Genomic DNA, 23,978 nt, shown 5'->3' with positions numbered 1-23,978 from the left:
TTCCAGACTGCCTGAATTGCCGTCATGACTGCATCGATCCTGATCCGTCCCGCCGTGCGGGAAGACGCGGCCGCGATGGCCGCCGTGGAAGTCGCCGCCGCGCTGCGGTTTCGCGAAATCGGCATGACCCACATCGCTGAAGCCGAGCCGACCGATACGGCTGCGGTGCTCGTCCGCATCGATGGTGGCCGAGCGTATGTGGCCGTCGATGCGCAAGGCACGTGCGTCGGGTTTGCGTTCTACCGGCTGCTCGATGCGCAGCGGCTTTATCTGGAAGAGCTGGATGTCGCGCCGTCGCATGCCGGGCAACGGATCGGCGCGCGCCTGATCGAACAGGTGATGGCACGCGCGGCGCAGGACGGCATCGCGGAAGTCGTGCTGTCGACGTTTCGCGACGCGCCGTGGAATGCGCCGTACTACACGCGCCTGGGCTTCAGCATCGTCGACGACGCCGCGCTCGACGACACGCTGCGCATCATTCGCGCGTATCACGTGTCGCTCGGCCTCGACGAGACGCAGCGCGTGTTCATGCGTGCGGACGTGCGCCGCTGAACACGCGCTGCCCGGCCGTCAGGCCGCGTCGCTCAGCGCCGGGTAATCGGTGTAACCCGTTTCGCCTTCCGCATAGAACGTCTCCGGCACCGGCTTGTTGAGCGGTGCGCCGAGTTCGAGGCGGCGCGGCAGGTCGGGGTTTGCGATGAACAGCTTGCCCCATGCGATCGCGTCGGCGCTGCCGTCCTCGAGCGCTGCCTGCGCGGTGTCGAGCGTGAACTGCTCGTTCGCGATCAGCGGGCCGCCGAACGCTTCCTTCAGGCGCGGGCTCAAGTGGTCGCCCGAATACGATTCACGCGTGAAGATGAACGCGATCTTGCGGCGGCCGAGTTCGCGCGCGACATAGCCGAACGTTGCCGCCGGATCGGAATCGCCCATCGTGTGCGCATCGCCGCGCGGTGCAAGGTGCACGCCGACGCGGCCGGCGCCCCACACGTCGATTGCCGCATCGACCACTTCGAGCAGCAGGCGAGCGCGGTTCTCGATCGGGCCGCCGTACGCATCGGTGCGGTGATTGGTGCTGTCCTGCAGGAACTGGTCGAGCAGGTAGCCGTTCGCGCCGTGGATCTCGACGCCGTCGAAGCCGGCAGCCTTCGCGTTCTCCGCACCCTTGCGGTACGCGGCGACGATGCCCGGGATTTCGTCGAGTTCGAGTGCGCGCGGCGTCACGTACGGGCGCTGCGGACGCACGAGGCTCACGTGGCCGCCCGCGGCGATCGCGCTCGGCGCGACCGGCAGGTCGCCGTTCAGGAACACCGGGTCGGAGATCCGGCCGACGTGCCAGAGTTGCAGCACGATGCGCCCACCAGCCGCATGCACGGCCTGCGTCACCTGTTTCCAGCCCTCGACCTGGTCGTCGGACCAGATGCCGGGGGTATCCGCGTAGCCGACGCCCTGCGGCGTGACCGACGTGGCCTCGGTAATGATCAGGCCGGCCGTTGCGCGCTCGGCGTAGTAGCGGGCCATCAGTGCGTTCGGCACGCGCGTCGCGCCCGCACGGGAGCGGGTGAGCGGCGCCATCACGATGCGGTTCGGCAGGGTCAGGTCGCCGAGGGTGACGGGATCGAACAGTGTGGGCATGGCAAATAACCTCTTCACGAAAGGCGGGAAACCGTCGCGTCATGGGCGACGGCGCTCCGCATGGCCGGTTCGGCCGTGTTGACTAGAGATCGCGGCGCAGGGCGTCGTGAAATGCGTCGATGACGGCCTCGTTGCGCTGGAAGAACGCCCACTGGCCGATCCGCGTCGACGTCACGAGCCCCGCGCGTTGCAGCGTCGCGAGGTGTGCGGAGACGGTCGACTGCGACAGCCCGCAGCGCGCGTCGATCTGCCCTGCGCAGACGCCGTGTTCATACGGCAGCGTCTGGTTCGGGAAATGCTCGCCCGGCGTTTTCAGCCAGTTGAGGATTTCCCGGCGCACGGGATTCGAGAGCGCTTTCAGGATCGCGTCGATGTCGAGTTCGGTCGGCATGGATGGGGTGGGCGTTTCGGTCGGGCAATGAAGTATCGTCGATGGGCGAATCATATATCGGAATTTGACGATATGTTTGAAAGCATTGCTGGCAATGGGGTTGATAGCTGTCGACATACAAAAAAGTTCGCACTTGGAAGAAGGGGGTGGAAATGTGCAAAAAAGACCGTACCTCGCATTTCATTATGTGATAAATTGATGTAACTGATTGATATAAATATATTTTATGTCCCGCCGCGTTACGAGGGCTTGAGAGTCGGCAGGGACGTGCAGAAGTCGCCTGTCGAGAAAATTTATTAGTATTTCTAAGTGAATGCGCGCACTAAGTCGATGTGGCAAAGGAAAGCGACATTCTTTCATAATGCTTTCGAATTGGGGCGAAAATCAACTCAATGCGAGCAGGTTGAATGACCTGGCATTGGCGCTCTCCCCGCGGGTGACAGAAGACGAAGGGCGGAGAGCGGGTGAACGTGGCGCCGACTGCACGGGCGGCTCAACATGGGCCTCGTTTGAGGCGACGACAGACTTACAGGACCGCGTGACATCTCGTCGACCCGGGCGGGGTTGCTGTCAAGTGACGCGCTCGAGCAGCTTCAGATCATCGAGTATTTGATGGACGAGCCGGTGACCGCGGCGAGCCTGCGAATGGCAGAGGGGGTGGCGGGCACCGCGCGGACTATCGAAGCGCTGGGTTCAGACACGACGCTCACAGCCTCAAGCTCAGTCACCTAAGCTGGAAAGACAATTTTGCGGGACATCCGGGGCGAACTGCGTCCGACTACTCTCAACTGCGGATTCAACCCGTCGATACACCGGCGGAACGCTTTCATCAATTCGTTGCATCAACGGGTTGAATCCGCAACCAAAAGTAGCCGCTCAACATCCGCCCGCGAACGACCGCTTCGTCGGGTTGAGCGGACGTCAACGCAATGCAGCGACGGAGCGATAGGCCGTATACGACTGTCAAGCCAGACCTCTCGTGCGCCCGTGCGGCCTTTGCTGCACGGGCGTTCGAGTACGAGGCCCTGCTCGCGCATGCCGTCCGCGACGACACCTGTGTTGACGCTTACGCGTTGGCACCACCGTCGATGGTGAGCGTCGCGCCGGTGATGTAACTGGCGCTGGCGCTCGCGAGGAAGACCACTGCTTGTGCAATGTCTTCGCCTGTGCCGTAGTCACCTGTGGCCGTGAGCGATTTCATCATCGACGCGAATGGACCATCGACCGGGTTCATGTCCGTGTTGATGGAGCCAGGCTGGACAAGATTTGCCGTAATTCCTTGCTGGCCGAGTTCTCGCGCCAGGCCTTGTGTGAACGCAACGAGAGCCGACTTGGAGCCAGCATATACACCAAGCATCGACGCCGGGACGCGATCGGCAAAGTAACTACCGATCGAAATGATCCGCCCTCCCATCCCCAGATGAGGGATTGCGGCTTTTGCGGCCACGATCGGCGCACGCACATTGACGTTAAGCGTCGCGTCGATGTCTTCGATGGAAATATCCTTTACATCGCCCATCCGGAGGATGCCGGCGTTGTTCACCAGGATGTCGAGCCCGCCCAATACTTCGACAGTCTTCTGTACGGACGCCTGAACTGCCGATGCGTCTGCGCTATCGGCCTGAATTGCGGTACTGCGGCGGCCTTTCGCTTCAATCGCCTTCACGACGCTGTCGGCCTGTTCTGCGGACTTTTCATATGTGATGGCCACGTCTGCGCCGGCAGCCGCCAAAGCCTGCGCGATTGCAGCCCCGATCCCTCGACTCGCTCCCGTGACCAGAGCGCGCTTACCAGTAAGTGTCATCTAAAACTCCATTTTGTGTTGAGTAACGGAAACGGAAAGAACTGATGTCGGCATGTGTCTTGCCCATACTTTTTGCTTACCGATTCGTCGGTCCGGCGAAAAGGTTCTGGACTTCGGCGTAGGGCAGGAGATTGCTAGCGACCGTTTCAGAACGGCCGTCGTTCAGAAAGTCCTGCGCGAGAGCCTTCGCTTTGCCGAGCACGGCCTGCGAGATGCCGCTGCCCGCGCTTAACCGGCGCACACCGAGCTTGCCGAGCGTCGCTGCATCGGCGAGTCCTGGCAGGGCCATGACGTTAAGAGGCAGACGGGTTGCGTCCGCAATCGTTTCGATATCGGATGACTGCATGAGGGCCGGCAGGAAAAGCCCATCCGCACCGGCCGATGCATATAGATTGCCGCGAGCAATCGACTCTTCGGCTTGCCTTGATTTTTCAGCGAGGCCCGCAAGAAAGACGTCGGAGCGTGCATTGACGAAAAGATCCGAACCTGACTTCGCGAGGGCATTCTTGATCGCTTCAATCTTTAGCGCGAGAAGTGATGCCGGGTCCGGGCCGTCTTCGATATTGATGCCGGCGATGCCGAGATCGACCAGTCGCATTACATGGTCCGCGACGGTCTTTGGATCGTCGGAATAGCCATGCTCGATATCGACCGACAAGGGCACGCTCAGTACGCGGACGATACGGGGCACGGAAGCCACGACCTCATCGAAAGGGAGCAAGCGGCCGTCGGGATAGCCCAGAGCCCACGCAAAGCCTGCGCTCGTCGTGGCGATCGCGGATGCACCCAAAGCCTCGACGAGACGCGCGCTACCGGCATCCCAGACATTTGGCAAACGCAGCGGGATCGAATTGTCGTGCAACTGGCGGAATGTACTTGCATTAGACATGGCTGTTTTCCTCGGAAAGAGATTGAAGCTCAGGCCGCTACGGCGCCGTTTGCTGTTTTCGCAAATGATGCGATGCGGCGCGTCGCGAGCACGGAGACGACGATCGCGATAACGACTGGAATGCTGGAGAGATAGCCCAGGTTATGGCTGCCGATAACAGGGATCACAGCTGCGCCGAGCGCACCGGCAACGGACACACCCACATAGGTCGCCGACGTGTTGAGGCCAACCAGCACAGCCGTCATCGGCGGATTCAGGCTCGCGAGACGGAACTGTTGCGGCACCAGCACGCCCCACGCACAGGCTCCCCAGATCGTCACCGCGATGGCCGCACTCCAGAGGTGTGCGCCCGTGACCGGCATCGTGAGGATGACGATGGCGACGATGGTGAGTTTGATCAGCACGACCTTGTGCGAACCAATCTTGTCGAGAATCCGTCCCGTCAGCAGATTCGAAAAGGTGCCTGCCAGCCCCCAGAGAACGAGCAATTCGCCCAGCACTAGAGCGCTATGACCGATCGCACGATCGAACACCACGGAGAAGTAGCTGAAGATGATGAACGTGCCGATCTGCGCAAGTACCGTCGTCGCGAGAGTGAGTCCGACGCGCGAATCGGTGAGGGGCGACAGGCGTTCGCGCAGCGAGATGGCGGGCGGTAGCGGCACTTCAGGCATGAACGCGAGAATGCCCGCAAACGCGGCTGCACCGAGTCCGGCAACGAGCACCAGCGTCCAGTGCCAGCTGGCGAGCCCGCCGATCACGGCACCAATCGGCGAACCGAGCGCGGTGGCCGCCGTCAATCCCGCGACGATGATGGACAACGCGTAGCCGCGACGCTCGGGCGGCACCAGCGACGCGCCCGTTCCGCTGGCAGTCGGCGAGAACATGGCTGCACCCAGGCCCGCGAAAGCACGCGTGGCCAATGCGATGCCGAGATTCGGCGCGACGATGGTGCCGAGATTGGCGATCACAAACAAGCCAATGCCGCTCAACAGCAGGCGCTTGCGCGCCACGTTCGCAGCAAGCGCTGCGATGGTCGGGCCCAGCAACGCATAGCTCAGCGCGTAGACGCTGATCAATTGACCGGCGGCGCCGATGCTGACGCCAAACGAATGCGCGATCTCCGGCAGGATGCCCGCAAAGACAAAGCTGTCAGTGCCAAGTGCGAACATGCCGAGTGAGAGTGTCAGAACGCGGCGGTCCATGTCGACTTCTCCAGAAAGATTGCGAATCAAGTCTCGTGACGAAACTATAGGGAAGCCGACTGCATCGCACTACGGGCCGAAAGCGGAAAGCTGTTCCCCATAAACCGGTTAAGTCATGCGCCGGATCACTCCGTCTGCGTAAGCTGCTGATGCGGAGCGTCCCATCCGCCGCCCAGCGAACGGAACGTTCTGACAGCGGCGCGGGCGGCGTCTGCCTTCGTGGCATCGAGATCGTCACGCGCACCGAGAAGTTGCCGGTCGGCGTCGAGCACGTCGGTGAGCGTGATCGAACCCGCGCGATACGCTTTCTCCGAAAGGTCTCGCGCCTTCGTCAATGCGTCGACTTCCTGTTGGATTTCCTGCACTCGAATCTCCGTTTGCGACAGCGTCATCAACGCGTCTTCGACGTCTTCGGTTGCCTTGAGGGCAGCTTCGCGATACTGCGCCAATGCCTCTGCGTACGCGCCGCGTGCGTTCTTGACTTCGGCGTCGACCTTGCCGAAATCGAACAGGCGCCATTGCAGCGCACCTGTGCCGATTGGCTGAAACGACTTCGCGCTCAGGAAGTTGCTGGCTGAGATGCTGTCGAATCCGAGTGCGCCGGACAGCGAAATCTTCGGGTAGTAATTGGCGATTGCTACGCCGATCGCTTCGTTGGAAGCCGCGAGATGGCGTTCGGCGGCAATAATGTCAGGGCGGCGCCGCAGCACGTTGACGGGTTGATCCGCGCTGCCGATGGCGGGCACGTCCGGAATGACGCCCCCATTCGTGCCGAGTTCTGCCGCATAGGTTCCAGGCTGTGCACCCATCAGCACATCGAGCCGGTTCATTTGCGCTTCCAGCGACACGCGCAAGCTCGGAACCCTGGCGCGTGCCTGACGCAACAGGGCTTCAGCCTGCGCCACTTCGCGCTCGTCGGATGCACCGGCTTGCTTACGCGCTTTCACGAGTTGCAGCAAACGCGCATCGGTAGTCACCTGATCCTGGGTGACGGCCAACTGCGCCTGCAGTCCTCTGATTTGCAGGTAAGCGTCGGCAGCGTCGGCAGCGACCGTCACGCGCGTGCCGAGTTGAGTGGCCTCGGCGGCCTGCTCTTCATCGGTGGCTGCCGCGTGGGCGCGCCGCAGCCCGCCGGCCAGATCGATTTCCCAGCTTGCCGTCGCGCCGGCGAGGTATTCCTTTTGATCGCGGCTGTAGTTGGGGAACGCGCTCGCAATAGTGCCAAGCGGGCTGTGCGTGCTTTGGTGTACTGCCGTGTACGATGCATTGGCGTCGACGGTCGGAAGCAGGCTGGCGCCCGCCGCCTGGGCCGCCGCGCGCGACTGCACGACGCGTGCCATCGAAGCCTGGAGACTCAGGTTCTGCTCGAGCGCCCGTTGCACCACCTTGACCAGCTCGGGATCGTTGAAGCCTGTCCACCAGCTGTCGAGGTTCGGGGCGGGCAATGTCGTTTGCCGGTCCGCGACGACCTTCCCGTTGTGAAACGGCACCATATCGGTGTGAGGCGCGGCGTAGTCGGGCCCGACGGCACAGCCCGCAAGCATTGCGCTGACAATCAGACTACCGATGATCGCTTTTGAAGTTCTGGGTAAGAAGCCGTTCATTTCACTTCTCCACTACCGAGTTGCCGCACGGCAAGCGGGCGCTTGACGCCGAGCTTGCGAACGAAGGCGTAAAACGCCGGGGTGAATGCGAGCCCGAAAAGCGTCACACCGAGCATGCCGAAGAACACCGTCGTGCCGAGTGATTGCCGCATTTCCGAGCCGGCGCCGCTGGCAATGGCGAGCGGCGCCACACCCGCGATAAAGGCGAACGATGTCATCAGAATCGGGCGCAGCCGCACGTGTGCCGCATGAGTGGCAGCGTCCTCGGCATTGACGCCGTCTTCGTCCTGACGTTGTCTCGCGAACTCGACGATAAGAATGGCGTTCTTGGCTGCCAGACCGACGAGTACCACGAAGCCTATTTGCGCAAGAATGTCGATCGGCATCCCGCGCATGTTCAGGCCGATCGCCGCTGCGAGCAGACACATCGGCACGATCAGCACGATCGCGAGCGGTGTCTTCCAGCTTTCATACTGCGCAGCGAGCACGAGGAAGACGAACAGTGCCGATGCAGCAAAGATCACGAGCGGCGACATGGTTTGCTCTTTTTGCTGATGAGCAAGATCGGTCCATTCGTACGCGATGCCGTTCGGGAGGACCTGCGCCGCGAGCTGTTCCATGTGTTGAATGGCATCGCCCGACGAATAGCCGGGGCCTGCCGCGCCCATGATTTCCGCTGCGGGATACATGTTGTAGCGTGGCACGCGATATGGCTGCGTCGTGCTCTTGAAGGTCGCCACGCTGCTGATCGGCACCATGTCACCCGTCGAATTGCGAACCTTGAGCCGACCGATGTCTTCGGGCGTCCGACGGAATGCTTCATCGCCCTGAACGCGCACCTGATACGTGCGTCCCATGAAGTTGAAGTCGTTCACGTACTGCGAGCCGAGGTAGAGATCCATGGTGGAAAACACATCGGTTGGCGTGAGGCCGATCTTTTCCGCCTTGAGGCGGTCGATATCCGCATAGACCAACGGCGCGCCCGCGTTGTACAGCGTGAATACGCCGCCGAATACCTTGTCCTTGTTGGCGGCAGCCACGAGTGCGCGCGACGCGTCGGCAAGTGCCTGCGGGCCGAGCCCGCCGCGGTCTTCCAGCATCAGCTTGAAGCCGCCCGCTGCGCCGAGACCCTGCACGGGCGGCGGATTGATCACGACGACCACCGCGTCCTTGACACCCGCGACGCGCTTGCGCAGTGCGACCAGCATCGACGTCGCATTGACACCGGGGACATGCTTGCCATAGAGCGAAGGCAGCCCGTAAAACAGCGTCCCCACGTTGGGCGCAATCGTGCCCGTCGTGACGTCGAGGCCAGACACGGGCGACGTGTGCGTCACGCCTTTGAGTCCCGGCGTATCGAGCACGATGTCGTTGATCTCGCGAATCACCTTGTCGGTGCGTTCGAGACTGGAGCCCGGAGGCAGGAACGCAATCACAGCCTGATAGCCGATGTCCTGTTCCGGAATGAAGCCGGTGGGCATCCTCGACATCTGCAACGCAGTCGCACCGATCAGGCCGGCATAGACGATCAGCATGACGGTCGTTGCACGTACGGCGCGGCCGGTCCATTTTCCGTAGCGGGACGACAGCCATTCGAACGACGTATTGAAGCGGCCGAAAATCACGTGATGGAGGCGGCCCTGCGCGGTCGATCCGCCATGCGGCTTCTCCATGTCGTGCGGCTTGAGGAGCGCCGCGCACAGAGCCGGGCTCAGCGTAAGCGAGACGAAGCACGAGATGACGGTGGACGCAGCGATCGTAATCGCGAACTGCTTGAAGAACAGCCCCGAGATGCCGGACATCAGCGCAGTCGGGCCGAACACCGCACACAACGTGAGCGCGATGGCGATGATGGCCGTCGAGACCTCGTTCATCGTGCGATGCGCGGCTTCTTTCGGCGACATGCCGAGCGCCATGTTCCGTTCAACGTTCTCGACCACCACGATGGCATCATCGACGACAATCCCGACGGCCAGAACCAGCCCGAACAGCGAAAGGTTATTGATGGATGCGCCGAATAGCGACAGGACGGTGAACGTGCCGACCAGCGACACCGGAATCGCGACAACCGGGATGATCGTCGCGCGCCAGTTCTGCAGGAACAGATACACAACGCCAACCACCAGCAGAATGGCAATGCCGATGGTTTTCGCGACTTCCTCGATCGACTGAGAAACGAAGGTGGTCGGGTCGTAGATCTTGATGTAGTCGACGCCGGGCGGGAAGCTCTTCTTCAGTTCGGCCATTTTGGCCCACACGTCGTGCTCGACCTGCACGACGTTCGCATCGGGCGTGGCGATGACGAACCACGGCGTGGCGGCGTACCTGTCAGCATAAGCCTTGGAGCCGTAGTCCACCGAGCCAAGCTCGACACGGCCGATATCGCGAATGCGTGTCACCCGTCCCTGCGTATCTGACTTGACGACGACGTCACCAAACTGTTCGGCCGTCGTCAGGCGGCCAAGCGCATCGATATTGATCTGATAGGCACCCGTGCCATTGTTCGACACAGGCGGTTGGTTGAGCACACCTGCCGACACGGCGGCGTTCTGCGCACGAAGCGCAGCCAGTATTTCATTGGCGCTGATGTTATACGAAGCGGCCTTGTCCGGATCGATCCAGATGCGCATCGCGTACTGCCGTTCGCCGAACAACTGAAAGTCCGACACGCCCGGCAGACGCGCGATCTGATCGCGCACCTTGAGCATGTAATTTGACAGATATTCGGGGCTGCGCGAGCCGTCGGGTGAGTAGACGTGAACGCCGAGCAGCAGCGCCTGGATAGTCTTTTTTACCTGGACGCCCTGCAATTGAACCTCGGCGGGCAGGCGAGACAGCGTGTCTTCCACGCGGCTGCGTGTGAGCAGAAGCGCTGTATTCGGGTCCGTGCCGACCTTGAAGATCACGGTGATCGTCAACTGACCATTGCTGGTCGATTGGCTTGAGATGTAATCCATGTTCTCAACGCCGTTGACGGACTGCTCGAGCGGCGTGGCGACCGTGCGTGCAATCGTGTCGGCCGATGCACCGGGGTACGAAGTTGTGATCTGAATGGTCGTGGGAACGATGTTCGGATATTGAGCGACGGGCAGCTTCACCATGGTTGCCAGACCGATCAAAACCGCGAATATGTTGAGCACCGCCGCAAAGCGCGGGTGCTCGATAAAGAAGTGAGTCAGTTTCATGATTCGGCTCCTTGGCCGCCGTGCTCCGCCGAGAACTGGATCGCTCCCGCGTGTGGGGAAATCTTCGAACCCGGGCGCACAGACGGAATGCCGTCGATCACGATCCGGTCGGTCGGCGCAAGTCCGGATCGAATGACACGCAGGCCGCCTCGAAGATCGCCGATCTCGACCTTTCTGGGCATTGCCACGTTGTCTGCTCCGACGACGTACACCATGTGATCGGTCTGGTCCTGCAGCACGGCCGCATCCGGGACGAGCAATGCCGCCTGCGGTGCCGTCGTCGCCAGCCGCAGGCGTGCGAAGCCACCCGGCGTTAACGACAGGTCGCTATTTGGAATAGTCGCGCGGGCATGAATGGTTCCGCTCGAACGGTCGAGCGTGTTGTCGATAAAGTTGAGCGTGCCGGTGCGGGTATACCCATCGTCGCCAGTTGGCGAAATGTTCACTGCATCTGCGAGCGGTCCTTTCCGGTCTTCACGAGCGTGCTGGAGCGCGGCGTAGTCATTTTCGCTGATGTCGAAATCCAGGTAGATCGGGTCCAGCGACACAATGGTCGCGAGCAGCGTCGTGGGGCCGCTGCCGGCGCGGCTGCCGGATATCAGATTCCCCGTCGAGACGAGGTGTGTACCGATGCGGCCGGTAAACGGCGCCGTGATCTTGCAGCGGTCAAGGTCGAACCGGGCGTCGCGAACGAGCGCGTTTGCGTTATCGACGGCCGCTTGAGCCGCACGTTGTTCGGCGACTTTCTGGTCGACGTTCTCGAGCGTTCCCGCCTCCGAACGCTGCAGTTCCTGCGCGCGGGCAAGCTCGCGCGTGGCGAGAGCCAGTCGGGCATTCGCGGATTCGAGTCCAGCCGTCGCCTGGCTCAGCTTGATGTGATACGGCTCTGGATCGATCTCGAACAGCACGTCGCCTTTATGCACGATGTCGCCGTCCTTGAAATTGATCTGCACGAGCGTGCCGCCGACCTGCGCGCGCAAGTCGACGCGGTTCACGGCCGAGAACTGACCGAGAAAGCCGAGCCGGCCCTCGATATCACGCTGCAATGGCGCGCTGATGGCAACCGACGGTGGCGGCGGTGCCGCAACGGGGGCTGCACTCGACCAGTGCATGTGAGCCGCCGTCGCCGCAATCGCGACGATCACAGCGGCTGCGACACCTTTGACGACCCATCGAACAGGGCCGGAGGGCGCCGAGCTGGCGGGAGTCGTCACTCTCGCCTCGGCCTGATCAACTTCAGTATTCATGGCATTCCTAAATATAGAAACAGGCTGTACAGCAGAGGGCCGTGGCCCAGCTCGCCCGTCAGATGATCGATCGTTGCTCTCTCGAAGGAAGAAAGCCACGTAGTCCAGAATCTGGCCGCGATCCCAGGAGACTTCTCCGTGAACGACTGCCGGCTAAGTTTCGTGACGCAACTATAGGCAACACCGTTGCGTCACACTACTGGCCGAAACCGGGAAGCTGTTCCCCACAAACCGGTTAAGTTGCGTGACGAAACCTGAGCTACGATACGTTCCATCATGTATAGAAAACGCTTCGATGGAATGGACTGTTCGATCGCTCGCGCCCTCGACGAGGTGGGCGAGTGGTGGACGCTTCTGATTGTTCGCGAGTGCACGCAAGGCAGCAGGCGCTTCGACGAATTTCAGAGCGGGCTGGGTATCGCCCGCAATGTCCTCGCGGCGCGACTGGAACGTTTGATCGAGATGGATGTTCTCGAACGCTTCTCGATCGCGGAACGCGCCAATACGTTCGGTTATCGGTTGACTGCGAAAGGGGCGGATCTATACCCGGTGTTGGTCGCGCTCATGCAATGGGGCGACAGGTGGCTAAGGCCGGACGGCAAGCCACCAATCACATTGGTGGACCATGCGAGCGGGAATCCCGTGCAGGCCGTCGAAGTTCGCACGACGGACGGGCAGGCGCTGAGCTATCGGGACGTTCGGTTCGCTGCCGGTCCGGGTGCGACGAAAACGACGCATGACGTCATCGAGAACCGGAACGATCGGGTGCTCGGTGACTGGAGCGAAGAGCCGTGAATGTTGGCGGCAACGAAACAACGAAAACGCGCTAGCGCTGCTTCTGCTTGCCGAATCTGGATAGCGATTGCCTGAGCTTCGGCGCCGCAAAGTCGATGAAATGCCGCAGTTTGATGGGCATGAGGTTTCTGGACACATGAACCAGATGGACGGGCACCGGCTCGATCTCGAACTGCGGCAAGAGTATCTCCAGTTGCCCGTTGCGAAGCGCTTCATCGGCATCGTGCTCGAAGACGTAGGTGATGCCTGCGTTGTCCACGGCGGCGCTGACGGCAGCGTCGGGCGTTGTGACTTCGAGCCGGGGTTTCACGCCGAGCACATAGATCTTGCTCGTCGAGGGAAGGCGGAAGCGCCACGGCGACAGATACGGGCTATTGAAGACGACGCACGAGTATTTGACGAGATCGTCGGGTTCGCGCGGCGGCGTACGGTTGGCAAGAAAGGCCGGACTCGCGCAAACGATCGGCCGCAACGAACCGATGCGCGTGGCGATCATGCTGCTATCCGCGAGTTCTCCGATCCGCAAGGCGAGGTCGGCGTGCGAATCGATGAGATCGATGTTCCGATCGGAGAGAAGGAGCCGAACGGTGATGTCCGGATACTGCGCGAGGAACTGGTTGATGACGGGCAAAACATGCAGACGCCCAAGCTGCACGGGCGCCGTAACCACCAGTTCGCCTTTGGCCGTCGCGAACTCGCCGGTGGCCTCGTGTTCCTGTTCACGCACGAGGTCGAGAATGCGCCGGGCCGCCGCGACATACGACATGCCCGCGTCGGTCAATGTCAGTTTGCGGGTGGTTCGTATCAGCAACCGGGTTCCGAGCAATTCCTCGAGATCGGCTACCTTACGAGTGAGCGTGCTGACAGGGATTTTCAGTTCGCGTGCTGCCGCCGACAGGCTTCCCCTGTCCACGGCGGTCAGCAGCATTTCCATGGCTTCTAGTCGGTCCAATGCGTTCGCTCACGTTCGATCAGGTCGCAATATTGTATGGGAAGTCCCTCCCAGGGTGCCGTATCGACGCGTGACTTGACGAAAACCCCTTTCCCGGAGACTCCGATGTATGCACAGGCTATCGCGCAATGCGTGCAAGCAGTAAAGACGATGGAGACCTATCTCGACAAAGCAGAGCGCTTCGCGCATGCGAAGAAGTTCGACGTTGTCGTGCTGTTGTCGACCCGTCTCGCCCCCGACATGGGTGGGCTGCTCTATCAGATACAAAGCGCGTGCGATTATCTGAAGGGGGGCGCCGCCTGGCTTTCAGGTCAGCAGCCGCCACGGCATGAAGACAACGAGCAAACGTTGGATGATGCACGTGCGCGCATCCGCAAGACGATCGAGTTTGCGGAAAGCGTGAAGGTAGACCAGTACGCTGACGCCGCCAGTCAGATCGTTAAAGTATCCTGGGTGCCGGGTAAGTTAACTGGTGAAAACTATCTGCTACAGATCGTGATTCCGAACGTCTACTTCCATGTAGCCATGGCCTACGCGATTTTGCGCACGAATGGCGTCGATGTTGGAAAGCTGGATTTCATTGGTCCGGTCAATTCCTTCGATGCCTGATTCGTGGGCAGCCCTAGTCGTTGCAAAATGGCGAACCGGAGAAAGCTGATGTTTTCGTCAAACACGATCTGTTGACGATGCGCTACGCTGAGCGACCGCCTCGCGCTCGAGAGCGGGCATTGGCTCGCAGAAGGCGACTGTCAGCAACGGGGCGCAAAGAGCCTTACGTGCGGCTCCAAAGCTGTCACCCGGTGCCGCGCGTGGCTGTTTGCCGACGTCGCCGAAGGGCAGGCCAGCAAGATAAGCGAATCTTCTCGGACCGTTGTAGCGAAGTGTGGCGCCGGCTTCCTCGTGTTCGTCGCATAGTGTCGCAAGAAGTGCCCCGAGATCGAGCCCCTCTTTCTTCTTGCGATCCGTGCCGCTGCAGAGAAATCCCGGCGCGGACTGGTGGATCAGGAGTCGCGGTAGGTGCCTTTGGCCTTTGCTGCGTGCGTAGACAGGAGATCCATCAGTGCAGGGCTGAGGCAGTCGTATGGCTCGAGTCGTTTGTCTCGCAGTGCCTGACGAATAGCGGCCATGCGAGATGGCGGTGTGCCGCTTTCAATGATCGAGGAAACGAAGGCAGCGAAGCCGGGGCCTTCCCAGCCAGCATCATCTGACAGCTCGTTATGGATGAAATCTAGCCCGTAGAACGCGTGCTCCTTGTTCTCGATGCGGCCAAAGAGGTGCGTGCCGCATTCGGAACAGGCATGGCGCTGAATGAGCGCCTGTTCGTCTACTACTGTGAGCTTTTCGCCGTGCGCAGTGACCGTCACCTTGTCGCGTGACACCACGCCGACGACAGAGAAAATAGCACCGGCAGGTTTCCAGCATTTGGTGCAGCCACACGCATGGTTGAATGCGACCTGCGAGTCGACTCGCACCTCTACCGGATCCTGAGTGCATAGGCAGCGCAGCGTACCGCCGGCGAACTCGCCTGCGCCTTTTGTAATGCCGTGATCGACTGAAGGGTGAATGGCTATGGTCATGCGCGTTCTCCTTGAGGAATCTCAATAGTGAATGACGGTCCGGATCGACTTACCTTCATGCATCAGGTCGAACGCTTCGTTAATGTCGGCAAGCGACCTCGTGTGAGTGACGAACGGCGCGAGTTGAATCTTGTTGCTCATTGCGTCTTCGACCATGTCCGGCAGTTCGGAGCGGCCTTTGACTCCTCCGAATGCGGTGCCGAGCCAACGGCGGCCGGTGACCAACTGGAACGGACGTGTGGAAATTTCCTGACCGGCACCTGCAACGCCGATGACGACCGACTGTCCCCAGCCTCGGTGCGCACATTCGAGCGCGGCGCGCATGACGTTGACGTTGCCGATGCATTCGAAGCTATGGTCCACGCCCCAGCCGGTCATTTCCACAATAACCTGCTGGATGGGCTTCTCGTGATCTTTCGGATTGACGCATTCGGTGGCGCCAAAGACTCTTGCGAGGTCGAACTTGCCCGGATTGGTGTCGACTGCGATGATGCGGCCCGCATTGGCGAGTTTTGCGCCCTGGATGACTGCGAGGCCGATGCCGCCGAGGCCAAACACGGCCACAGTATCGCCTTCCTGGACCTTTGCGGTGTTCTTGACTGCACCCAGTCCGGTGGTCACGCCGCAGCCGAGCAGGCAGACTTGTTCGGGATCGGCAAGCGGATTGATCTTTGCCAGTGAGACTTCGGCCACCACCGTGTATTCGCTGAAGGTCGAGCAGCCCATGTAGTGGTAAAGGGGCTGGCCGTTATAGCTGAAACGGGTGGTGCCATCGGGCATGACGCCCTTGCCCTGAGTGGCGCGTACAGCAACACACAGATTGGTCCTCCCGCTCCGGCAAAAGAGGCACTCGCCGCATTCGGCTGTGTAGAGCGGGATCACGTGGTCGCCAGGTTTCACGCTGGTCACGCCTTCGCCTACTTCGACAACGATGCCTGCGCCTTCGTGGCCCAGCACTGCGGGGAAAAGGCCTTCGGGATCGTCCCCCGAAAGCGTGAACGCATCGGTGTGACATACCCCGGTATGAGAGATTTTCACCAGCACCTCACCCTTGCGGGGTAGTTCGACGTCGATCTCTACGATTTCCAGCGGCTTGCCAGGTCCAAACGCAACGGCAGCACGTGATTTCATGACAGTTTTCTCAATGGGTCGAGTAAGACGGGTGGTAGGAACATTCCACCGAATCAAGATCGCACTGCATCGCCAGAGGTTGCCAGCCTGTGTAGGCTGACCGTGACTGTTTCACAAGTCCAGGACGAGTCGCGAGCTTTTTGCTCGGGAGCAGCACGGCGTAAACTGGTCACAAGCGGCCTGTTCTTCGGCGGTAAGAAACAAGTCCCGATGTTCGGGGGTACCCTCCAGTACTCTGGTGAGGCACGCGCCGCAGACACCCTGCTCGCAAGACGTGGGCACCTTGATGCCGTTGGCCGAGAGCGCGGAAATCACGGTCTGATTAGCCTCAACACGGATTACCGCCCCAGTCGAGGCGATCTGCACCTCGAAGCTGCCGTCTCCGGCCGTATTGATCGGAGCCGCTGCGAAGTACTCTCGATGCAGATGTGGTTCCGGCCAACCGGACGATCGGGCCGTGTCGATCACCCACGACATGAAGCCTGTCGGTCCGCATACATAGAGCGCGCCGCTGGAATTCCGCTTGGCGAGCAAGGTAGGAAGATCCAGCCTTTGTGACGGGGGACTATCGTCGTAGTAAATGTGCACACAGTCGGAAAACGGAGCCGAGCGAATGCGATCGACGAATGCGGTGCGCTCTGCAGACCGTGTGCAATAGTGCAGTTCGAACGACCGGTCCTGGCTTGTCAGTTGCTCAGCCATGCACAGCAAGGGTGTAATGCCGATGCCTCCGGCAAGCAGCACACTGTGATGTGTATTGTCGACAAGAGGAAAATGGTTCTTCGGGGCGCTGACGGCAATAGTCTGCCCTACGTGGAGCGAATGCATAGCCGCGGAGCCGCCCCGTGAATTCGTGTCCAAAAGCACCGCGATCTGGTACCGGTGCGTCTCCGTCGGGTTATTGCACAGCGAATATTGACGCACGAGTCCATTGGGCAGGTGGACATCGATGTGCGCGCCTGCGGAGAACCGGGGGAGCGCACCACCGTCCAGTGAAACCAGCTCGAAGCTGCAGATGTCGCAAGCTTCCGTCACCTTGGCGACGATTCGCACTTGACGACGTGTCATCGCATCCATATCAACGCTCCTGGTCGTTTGCCCAACCTTCAGTGGCCGATGGGTTGGGGTTCTTGAATAATGTTTGCTGGTTCGGGTTCCAGCGATACCTGCCTGTCATCACTCGTACGCCACCTTTGTCCTCCGGACAGAGCGAACCTGCGTGCCCGAATTTTGTCGCGGCAAATAGTAGGGATTCCGGAAAATAATAGAAACGAACCGTATCGAATAGTAATGATGCCGCCAAGCAACGGCATCGGGATTTACCCTTGCCGTGGGGCACCGAATGATCTATGGGACATATGACTGCCGATGGACCAGGGCAGGCAAGTTGCCCACAACCACGGGGGGTTCTCTAGGGTAAGTCTATTTCGGATCCGTCGATCGGAATGGTTCGACTACGTCGCGAATACCGCTGAACTGGAGCGCGTGATCGATATCACCCTTGCTCGGGGAGAATCGTTGGGCTAAAGTGAAACGAGACGAATCGTTTCGGTAGTTGATTTGTTTCACTTGGTGACCATGGCCCTTTCGAGAATAGATCATTGCCCGGGCGCAGCATCACCCAGTTCGGACACCGATTTGTCGGTTCGATGTTAACGAGAGGAGTGACGGGAATGGGGCCGTGTCGCCGACGGCCGAATGATCGAATGGCCGGTTCGGGTGGAGCGGTCGCTATAGATGAATTGTCGAGGAAAAGCGGATCGCGCCATAGCGATGACGCTGGTGAGCGACGCCAGCACCCGGATGTCGTGGTTGATGTCTTACGCCGCGGCACCGACGGAAAAAATTCTTTCAACAAGGAGTGAGACATCGTGGCAACCATGAATGTTGCGGAAAGCATCACCGAAATGCGTAACTACCCCTACAACTGCTGGTGGGTTGCTGCATTCGGGAGTGAAGTAGGGCGCTCGCTGCTGGGGCGCTGGTTGCTCGATACGCCCGTGGTGCTTTTCCGGCGGGAGGACGGCACGGTTGCGGCGCTTGAAGATCGCTGCCCTCATCGCCAGGCACCGTTGTCGCTTGGTCGCCTTCATGGCGACACGGTGGAATGTGGCTATCACGGATTCTGTTTTGATTCCACGGGGAGCTGTGTGCGCGTACCGTCTGCAGATGTCGCCCCAACGTTTTCTGCGCGACCCTATCCGGTGAAGGAGGTAGGCCCTTTTGTATGGATTTATCTCGGTGATCCGTCGACGGTCGATTCGGTGCCCCCGCCGCCTGAGCTGGACTGGTTGTCCGACTCATCCTTTGCCACTCGATCGGGCGGAATGGAGATCGCGGCAAACTACATGCTTCTCAAAGAAAACGTTCTGGATTTGACGCACTTCGGATATGTCCATGCGTCGACATTTCAGATCGAGGACTGGACCAATCCGCCTGAGGTAAGCGGTGACGGTGAAACCGTCGGATATTGCCAACGTTTCTTGAGCAAACCTCTCGCTCCCGGCTACGCAATGTCCCTAGGCGTTCCGCCCGGTACGCCGTGGCACCGTGAGCACCGCGGATCGTTCCTCTCACCCGCGCTGCAGGAAGGATGCGTGGATTTCCAGGATCCCTCCAAGCCGGAACGTGCTCCGTCCCGCTTCCGCGTTGCACATGCTACGACGCCGATTGATCAGACCCACATGTTGTACTTCTGGGTCGTCGGTCGGGATTTCGCGACCGTACCAGAGGCAATGGATCATCTGGTGGGCGCGATTCGAAAAGGGTTCGACGAAGACCGCGTCGTGCTCGAAGCGATCCAGGCTCAGGCAAACCGTAGCCCGCGGCGCGTAAGCGCCGGCGAGCGTAGCGTGAAAGCCGACGCGGCTGGCATCCAGGCACGCCGCATCGTCGCCCGCTGGATGGATCGCGAGGCGTAGGAGTTGCATTGGTAGGGTTGAATCTGACGGAATACAAATACGAGGAAAACCTCCGTCATCAGCAATACGCTCTGACGGAACAAGGAGACAACCACGTGAAGTATCTGCTCAACACATGGTACATGGCTGGCTGGGGTAGTGAGCTAGTGCAGGGTGAGTTATTGACGAGAAAGCTTCTCGATCAACAGATCGTGATGTTCCGTGATTCTGACAACCTGGCGCACGCGCTACAGGACCGCTGTCCGCATCGGTTTGCGCCCCTATCCTGCGGGCGTCTTTTGGCGGAAAAGGGCGTTGTGCAATGCGGGTATCACGGGCTGCAGTTTGATGGTTCTGGGAAGTGCGTCACAAATCCGCATGGAGACGGAAAAATCCCGGCTGCGGCTCAGGTGCGTTCGTATCCGCTGGTTGAGCGGTTCAGCGTGATGTGGATCTGGATGGGAGAACCTGAACGTGCCGATCCATCGACTATTCCGGACTTTGCTTGCATGGACCCCCAGAACTGGTACGTTGGCAAAGGTTACTTGCGTCCCCGTGCCAATTACCTGCTCGAAGTCGAGAATATTTTGGATCTTTCGCATATCGAGTTTCTTCATCCCGGACTTTTGGGCAGCGAATCGGTAAGGCGTGCTCGTACGGAGGTACGTCAAGATGGAAACCATGTCTGGTCGCTTCGCTTGATGGAAAACGAGGTTCTGCCCGATGCCGCGTGCGAGCAATTCGGCGTGCCACTGGGGATGCGCGTAGATCGCTGGCTCGATGTTCGTTGGGATGCGCCGTCCAATCTTCTCCTGCTCGGGGGCGCGACGCCAACTGGGTGTCCGCGTAGTGAGGCGGTAGGGGTTTCGTTCACCAACCCTCATCTATTTACGCCTGAAACAAAGGATACGTCGCACTACTGGTTCTCAATGTGTCTTCCAAAATCGAACGGCCCTCAGGCCGCAGACGTTGCCGACAGGATCGTAGAAACATTCGCCAGCACTTTTGATCGGGAAGATACGCCGATGCTTGAGAGGCAGCAGGAGTCAATCGGAGAACAGGACTTTTGGTCCCTCAAGCCGGTATTGCTGCCGGGAGATGCGGCCGGCGTGCGTGTCAGAAGGACGCTGGATGGGCTGATTCGATCCGAGCAGGCGATGAGCGAGGTGAAGGAAAAAGTCTAACATTTACACAAATTAAATAGAAGTGCGAAATAAAAAATTGTTCGATGGATGCTATGCACACACTGACGATCACGCAGTATGCGCTGCTTTCTCGCAGTGCGAGGACAAATGAAGTGAGGGATGGCGTCGTCACTATCGATAGAGAGACTTAAAGTTGACCATCTAGGAAGCGGATCGCGAAATCAGGATTCATTTGATCGGATGACGAGCGCGCCGCAACTCGGTCAGGTCAATGAAGGGCACGCTCTCACGAGATGGAGGGGAGCCGATCCGTTCGGTTGTCCATTGACAGGAGGTAGAAAGTATTGAATCTGATCGAAGAGCATGCCTGCTACGGCGGTGTGCAACGCATCTACAGACACGACTCGACAACCATTGGCCTGCCGATGCGTTTTTCAGTATATTTGCCGCCCCAGGCGCGTATGAGGAAGGTTCCGGGGCTATTCTTTCTCGCGGGTCTGACCTGCACCGAAGAGACATTTCCAATCAAGGCGGGGGCACAGCGTTTCGCTGCGCTTCACGGTATTGCGCTGATCTCACCGGACACAAGTCCACGCGGCGCGGGCGTACCTGGAGAGGATGAGGTGTGGGATTTCGGTGTCGGCGCCGGCTTCTATGTCGATGCCATGCGCGAGCCTTGGTCGAAACACTGGCGCATGTATTCGTATGTGCGAGACGAACTGCGCGCAATAGTTATGCATCATCTACCCGTTGACGGCGGGCGCCTCGGCATCTTCGGTCACTCGATGGGCGGACACGGAGCGCTGGTTCTTGCTCTTCGTAATCCACAGATTTTCCGCTCAGTGTCCGCGTTCGCGCCGATTGCGGCGCCGATGCATTGTCCGTGGGGCGAGAAGGCCTTTAGTGGTTATCTCGGCAACGATCGCGAAGCGTGGAAGCAGTACGACGCAAGCGAACTGATAGGTCACGTCGCGAATCGGTTCGACGATGGAATTCTAATCGATCAGGGGCTCGGGGATCAGTTTTTGTCGAACCAGCTCAACCCCGAAATGTTCGAGGCAGGATGCAGGGCGGCGGGGCAGTTGCTCATGATGCGTCGGCACGTGGACTATGACCACGGATTCTTCTTCATCCAGAGCTTTATCGGAGATCACATCGAACACCACGCCCGCATCCTTCTGTCATTTTCCGGAAATAATCTTGATGGAGATCGAATCAGATAAGCAGGTCGTCGTTTAATTTATATAGAGGGCAATGGTTCGTTAGATCATGACGATGATTTTCAGGAGAGGATGTGTATGAATTTTATGTAATTTAATTGGCATTACATATTAACTAAAAAACACAAAAGACAATCATAGGAGACGATTATGTATCGGAGGTGCCTTATCGGGTCGGCGATCGGTGTGACGTCGAGCCTGTTGTTTTCGGTAGCGGCTCACGCGCAAAGCAGCGTCACATTGTATGGCATCGTGGATGCTGGCATCCTTTACTTGAGTAAGACGCAGAATCTCGCCACGGGAGGGAATAGCGGAAAGTTTGTCGGTTTGCAAAATGCCGGGATTGCTCCATCGATGTTCGGGTTGAGAGGCACGGAGGACCTTGGCGGAGGGTTGAAGGCCGAATTCAATCTCGAAAGTGGCATTGATCTCACCAATGGTGGATTCAATAACTCGAATGGTAATCTCTTTGGTCGTGAAGCATGGGTCGGATTGAAGGGGGGATTCGGGGAGGTGAAGGCAGGGCTTCAATTTTCGCCATTCTTCCTGTCCGTATGGAATCTTGATCCCCGTTTTTTCTCGGAATTCGGCAGTATCTTGGCGATATACGGAAACACCATCGGTGCGACGGGATCGTTTAATCCGAACGCAATTTCGTACACCTCTCCCGTGCTTGCGGGACTGCAGGCGAGTGCGATGTTTTCATTCGGCGGCGTGCCGGGGAATTTTCAGTCCGGCCGTCAATACTCGGCTAGTCTCAAGTACGAATGGAATGACCTGACGCTCGATGCTGCCTACTACGACGGTAACGCAGGAGGAACGGTAAGCACCCTTCCGCCGACGAATGTTCCATTTGAGGGGCGCTTCCTCGGCGCGGCCTACAAGTTCGGTCGGGTGACAGCGAAGGCGTCGTTCATGAGTTTGAGAGTGAGCGGCGGGCCAAGCAACAATACCTATGGCGGCGGTCTCAATTTTCAAGCGTTGCCGCAACTGGACTTGAATGGCGGTATCTGGTACGTCAGCAATCGCAATGACACGTCGAGCCGCTCGCTGATGGGCGCATTGGGGGCCACGTATTTCATGTCGAAGGCGACCTCGCTGTACGCACAAGTCGGCGTCGTCAACAATCACGGCAAGGCGAATCTTGGCTTGACCCCGGCAGTCGGGGCGACTTCGCTCTTTGCACCAACCGGGACCACAACGGGGGTTGCGATCGGGATGATGCATATGTTCTGATCTCGTATGCCCATGGCCAGTCGTTCTTTGCTCGCGGTTGGCTGGTCATGGGGAGACGTGAAGTGGATCACGGGCCGTCATAGATCTCTGGGTAGCGGTCGAACGTCTCCTTGATGAGGCGACGTAGCCACATGTTGGCCGAATCGTCGTGGAAACGCGGATGCCAATGCTGGCGTAGCGCGAATGGCGGCAACGGCACGGGGGGAGGGACGATCCGCACCGTGCCGAGCTTCGCAAAGACGTTCGCAAGCTCCAGCGGTACAGTCGCGATCAGGTCCGGCTGCGCGTTGATCAGGTGCGGCACGACCAGAAAGTGCGGCGTTGTCAGAAAGACATTCCGCTTGATCCCCCATTCCTCGAACGCACTATCGTAGGCGGCGCTTGCGCGGCCCGTCAGTGAAACGACGATCTGCGGTGCGCGCTCGAACTGCGCGCGGCTGATCGTTCTGCCGATGGCCTCGTTGTGCACGCTGACCATCGTGACGAACGTATGCAGAAACAGTTGCTGCTGGTACAGGCCGTCAGGCGCGGCGTGCACGGAGCCGAGCGCTAGATCGGCGTCGCCTGCGGCAAGCGTGGTTTCGATGTCCTCTAGCGGCACCTGCACCGAACGTACCGAACAGTAGGGTGCGACTTCCCGCAGGCGCCGCACAAGAGGCGGCAGGAAGACGAGTTCTCCCATGTCCGTCATGCATATCACGAACATGCGTCGTGCCGTCGCGGGATCGAAGCTCGCCTGGGAGAGAACCCGCTCCCTCAATGCCGTCATCAGCTCCGTGATCGTCGCGCCTAGTTGCGTGGCCTTTTGCGTGGGTTCCATGCCCGCAGGCGTCTTGACGAACAGCGGATCTTCGAAAAACGTCCTCAGACGATTGAGTGCATGACTCATGGCGCCCTGGGAGAGGCCGACTTCCGCCGCCGCGCGCGTGACACTTCGCTCGCGAAGCATCGCATCGAACAGCACCAGCAGATTCAGATCGAGATCACGTATATGCGCGGCATGCATAGGTCAAATTAATCCCATTAGATTGCTGCATCACGGATCCGATTCTATCGTTATGGCGC

The 23,978-nt window shown here is 59.6% G+C and carries 20 protein-coding genes; 7 read left to right on the top strand and 13 right to left on the bottom strand.

Features of this window, described 5'->3' with window-relative positions:
• Positions 1 to 24: 24 nt before the first annotated feature.
• Positions 25 to 552 carry a GNAT family N-acetyltransferase gene (locus tag B7G54_RS07250; protein ID WP_085038488.1) on the top strand — a complete coding sequence of 176 codons (528 nt, stop codon included), beginning with the start codon at positions 25 to 27 and terminating at the stop codon, positions 550 to 552.
• A gap of 18 nt (positions 553 to 570) precedes the next feature.
• Here B7G54_RS07250 and B7G54_RS07245 read toward each other — a convergent pair whose 3' ends face one another.
• From B7G54_RS07245 to B7G54_RS07210, 8 genes are all read right to left on the bottom strand, one after another.
• Positions 571 to 1,632 (bottom strand): alkene reductase, encoded by a 1,062-nt coding sequence (locus tag B7G54_RS07245; protein WP_085038487.1) that lies wholly within the window; start codon positions 1,630 to 1,632, stop codon positions 571 to 573.
• Positions 1,633 to 1,714: 82 nt separating this feature from the next.
• Positions 1,715 to 2,023 (bottom strand): ArsR/SmtB family transcription factor, encoded by a 309-nt coding sequence (locus tag B7G54_RS07240; RefSeq protein WP_069252050.1) that lies wholly within the window; start codon positions 2,021 to 2,023, stop codon positions 1,715 to 1,717.
• 1,066 nt (positions 2,024 to 3,089) lie between these two features.
• Entirely contained in the window at positions 3,090 to 3,827 is a 738-nt protein-coding gene (locus B7G54_RS07235; RefSeq protein WP_085038486.1) for an SDR family oxidoreductase, read from the bottom strand.
• A 76-nt stretch (positions 3,828 to 3,903) separates the two neighbouring features.
• Positions 3,904 to 4,716: an isocitrate lyase/PEP mutase family protein gene (locus B7G54_RS07230; RefSeq protein WP_085038485.1), complete on the bottom strand. Its 813-nt coding sequence runs from the start codon at positions 4,714 to 4,716 to the stop codon at positions 3,904 to 3,906.
• Positions 4,717 to 4,745: 29 nt separating this feature from the next.
• Positions 4,746 to 5,921, bottom strand: coding sequence for an MFS transporter (locus tag B7G54_RS07225; RefSeq protein WP_085038484.1), 1,176 nt, complete (start codon positions 5,919 to 5,921; stop codon positions 4,746 to 4,748).
• A 125-nt stretch (positions 5,922 to 6,046) separates the two neighbouring features.
• A complete protein-coding gene (locus tag B7G54_RS07220; protein WP_085038483.1) occupies positions 6,047 to 7,525 on the bottom strand; it encodes an efflux transporter outer membrane subunit in 1,479 nt (492 codons plus the stop codon).
• The gene (locus B7G54_RS07215) at positions 7,522 to 10,710 is read right to left on the bottom strand and encodes an efflux RND transporter permease subunit (protein ID WP_085038482.1); all 3,189 of its coding nucleotides are present in this window, start codon (positions 10,708 to 10,710) and stop codon (positions 7,522 to 7,524) included. Before B7G54_RS07215 ends, B7G54_RS07220 begins: the two co-directional genes overlap by 4 nt.
• Positions 10,707 to 11,957 carry an efflux RND transporter periplasmic adaptor subunit gene (locus B7G54_RS07210; protein ID WP_085038481.1) on the bottom strand — a complete coding sequence of 417 codons (1,251 nt, stop codon included), beginning with the start codon at positions 11,955 to 11,957 and terminating at the stop codon, positions 10,707 to 10,709. Before B7G54_RS07210 ends, B7G54_RS07215 begins: the two co-directional genes overlap by 4 nt.
• Positions 11,958 to 12,233: 276 nt before the next feature.
• Here B7G54_RS07210 and B7G54_RS07205 point away from each other — a divergent pair, with 276 nt between their 5' ends.
• The gene (locus tag B7G54_RS07205) at positions 12,234 to 12,752 is read left to right on the top strand and encodes a winged helix-turn-helix transcriptional regulator (protein WP_085038480.1); all 519 of its coding nucleotides are present in this window, start codon (positions 12,234 to 12,236) and stop codon (positions 12,750 to 12,752) included.
• A 31-nt stretch (positions 12,753 to 12,783) separates the two neighbouring features.
• Here B7G54_RS07205 and B7G54_RS07200 read toward each other — a convergent pair whose 3' ends face one another.
• Complete coding sequence (locus B7G54_RS07200) at positions 12,784 to 13,686, bottom strand: LysR family transcriptional regulator (RefSeq protein WP_279628051.1); 903 nt, start codon at positions 13,684 to 13,686, stop codon at positions 12,784 to 12,786.
• Positions 13,687 to 13,809: 123 nt separating this feature from the next.
• Here B7G54_RS07200 and B7G54_RS07195 point away from each other — a divergent pair, with 123 nt between their 5' ends.
• On the top strand, positions 13,810 to 14,313 hold the full coding sequence (locus B7G54_RS07195) for a DUF1993 domain-containing protein (protein WP_085038829.1): 504 nt from the start codon (positions 13,810 to 13,812) through the stop codon (positions 14,311 to 14,313).
• A 392-nt stretch (positions 14,314 to 14,705) separates the two neighbouring features.
• Here B7G54_RS07195 and gfa read toward each other — a convergent pair whose 3' ends face one another.
• The 3 genes from gfa to B7G54_RS07180 form a co-directional block, all read right to left on the bottom strand.
• Positions 14,706 to 15,281, bottom strand: a complete 576-nt coding sequence (gene gfa, locus B7G54_RS07190) for an S-(hydroxymethyl)glutathione synthase (RefSeq protein ID WP_085038478.1) — start codon at positions 15,279 to 15,281, stop codon at positions 14,706 to 14,708.
• Positions 15,282 to 15,302: 21 nt separating this feature from the next.
• On the bottom strand, positions 15,303 to 16,412 hold the full coding sequence (locus B7G54_RS07185; protein ID WP_085038477.1) for an S-(hydroxymethyl)glutathione dehydrogenase/class III alcohol dehydrogenase: 1,110 nt from the start codon (positions 16,410 to 16,412) through the stop codon (positions 15,303 to 15,305).
• Between the two features lie 111 nt (positions 16,413 to 16,523).
• Positions 16,524 to 17,480, bottom strand: a complete 957-nt coding sequence (locus B7G54_RS07180; RefSeq protein WP_085038828.1) for a PDR/VanB family oxidoreductase — start codon at positions 17,478 to 17,480, stop codon at positions 16,524 to 16,526.
• 812 nt (positions 17,481 to 18,292) lie between these two features.
• On the opposite strand from B7G54_RS07180, the gene B7G54_RS07175 reads away from it, so the two are divergent.
• The 4 genes from B7G54_RS07175 to B7G54_RS07160 all read left to right on the top strand — a co-directional run bounded on the left by B7G54_RS07175 (position 18,293) and on the right by B7G54_RS07160 (position 22,913).
• Positions 18,293 to 19,333, top strand: coding sequence for an aromatic ring-hydroxylating oxygenase subunit alpha (locus tag B7G54_RS07175; RefSeq protein WP_085038476.1), 1,041 nt, complete (start codon positions 18,293 to 18,295; stop codon positions 19,331 to 19,333).
• A 95-nt stretch (positions 19,334 to 19,428) separates the two neighbouring features.
• On the top strand, positions 19,429 to 20,496 hold the full coding sequence (locus B7G54_RS07170; protein WP_085038827.1) for an aromatic ring-hydroxylating oxygenase subunit alpha: 1,068 nt from the start codon (positions 19,429 to 19,431) through the stop codon (positions 20,494 to 20,496).
• 305 nt (positions 20,497 to 20,801) lie between these two features.
• Complete coding sequence (gene fghA / locus B7G54_RS07165) at positions 20,802 to 21,680, top strand: S-formylglutathione hydrolase (RefSeq protein WP_085038475.1); 879 nt, start codon at positions 20,802 to 20,804, stop codon at positions 21,678 to 21,680.
• Positions 21,681 to 21,827: 147 nt separating this feature from the next.
• Positions 21,828 to 22,913, top strand: coding sequence for a porin (locus B7G54_RS07160; protein ID WP_085038474.1), 1,086 nt, complete (start codon positions 21,828 to 21,830; stop codon positions 22,911 to 22,913).
• 67 nt (positions 22,914 to 22,980) lie between these two features.
• On the opposite strand, the gene B7G54_RS07155 is transcribed toward B7G54_RS07160, so the two are convergent.
• On the bottom strand, positions 22,981 to 23,919 hold the full coding sequence (locus B7G54_RS07155; RefSeq protein WP_165765558.1) for a LysR family transcriptional regulator: 939 nt from the start codon (positions 23,917 to 23,919) through the stop codon (positions 22,981 to 22,983).
• Positions 23,920 to 23,978: the final 59 nt, after the last annotated feature.

It is taken from the genome of Burkholderia puraquae, assembly GCF_002099195.1.
Classification (GTDB): Bacteria; Pseudomonadota; Gammaproteobacteria; order Burkholderiales; family Burkholderiaceae; genus Burkholderia; species Burkholderia puraquae.
The sequence above is the reverse complement of the archived record's forward strand: the minus strand, read 5'-3'. Positions and strand labels throughout refer to the sequence as shown.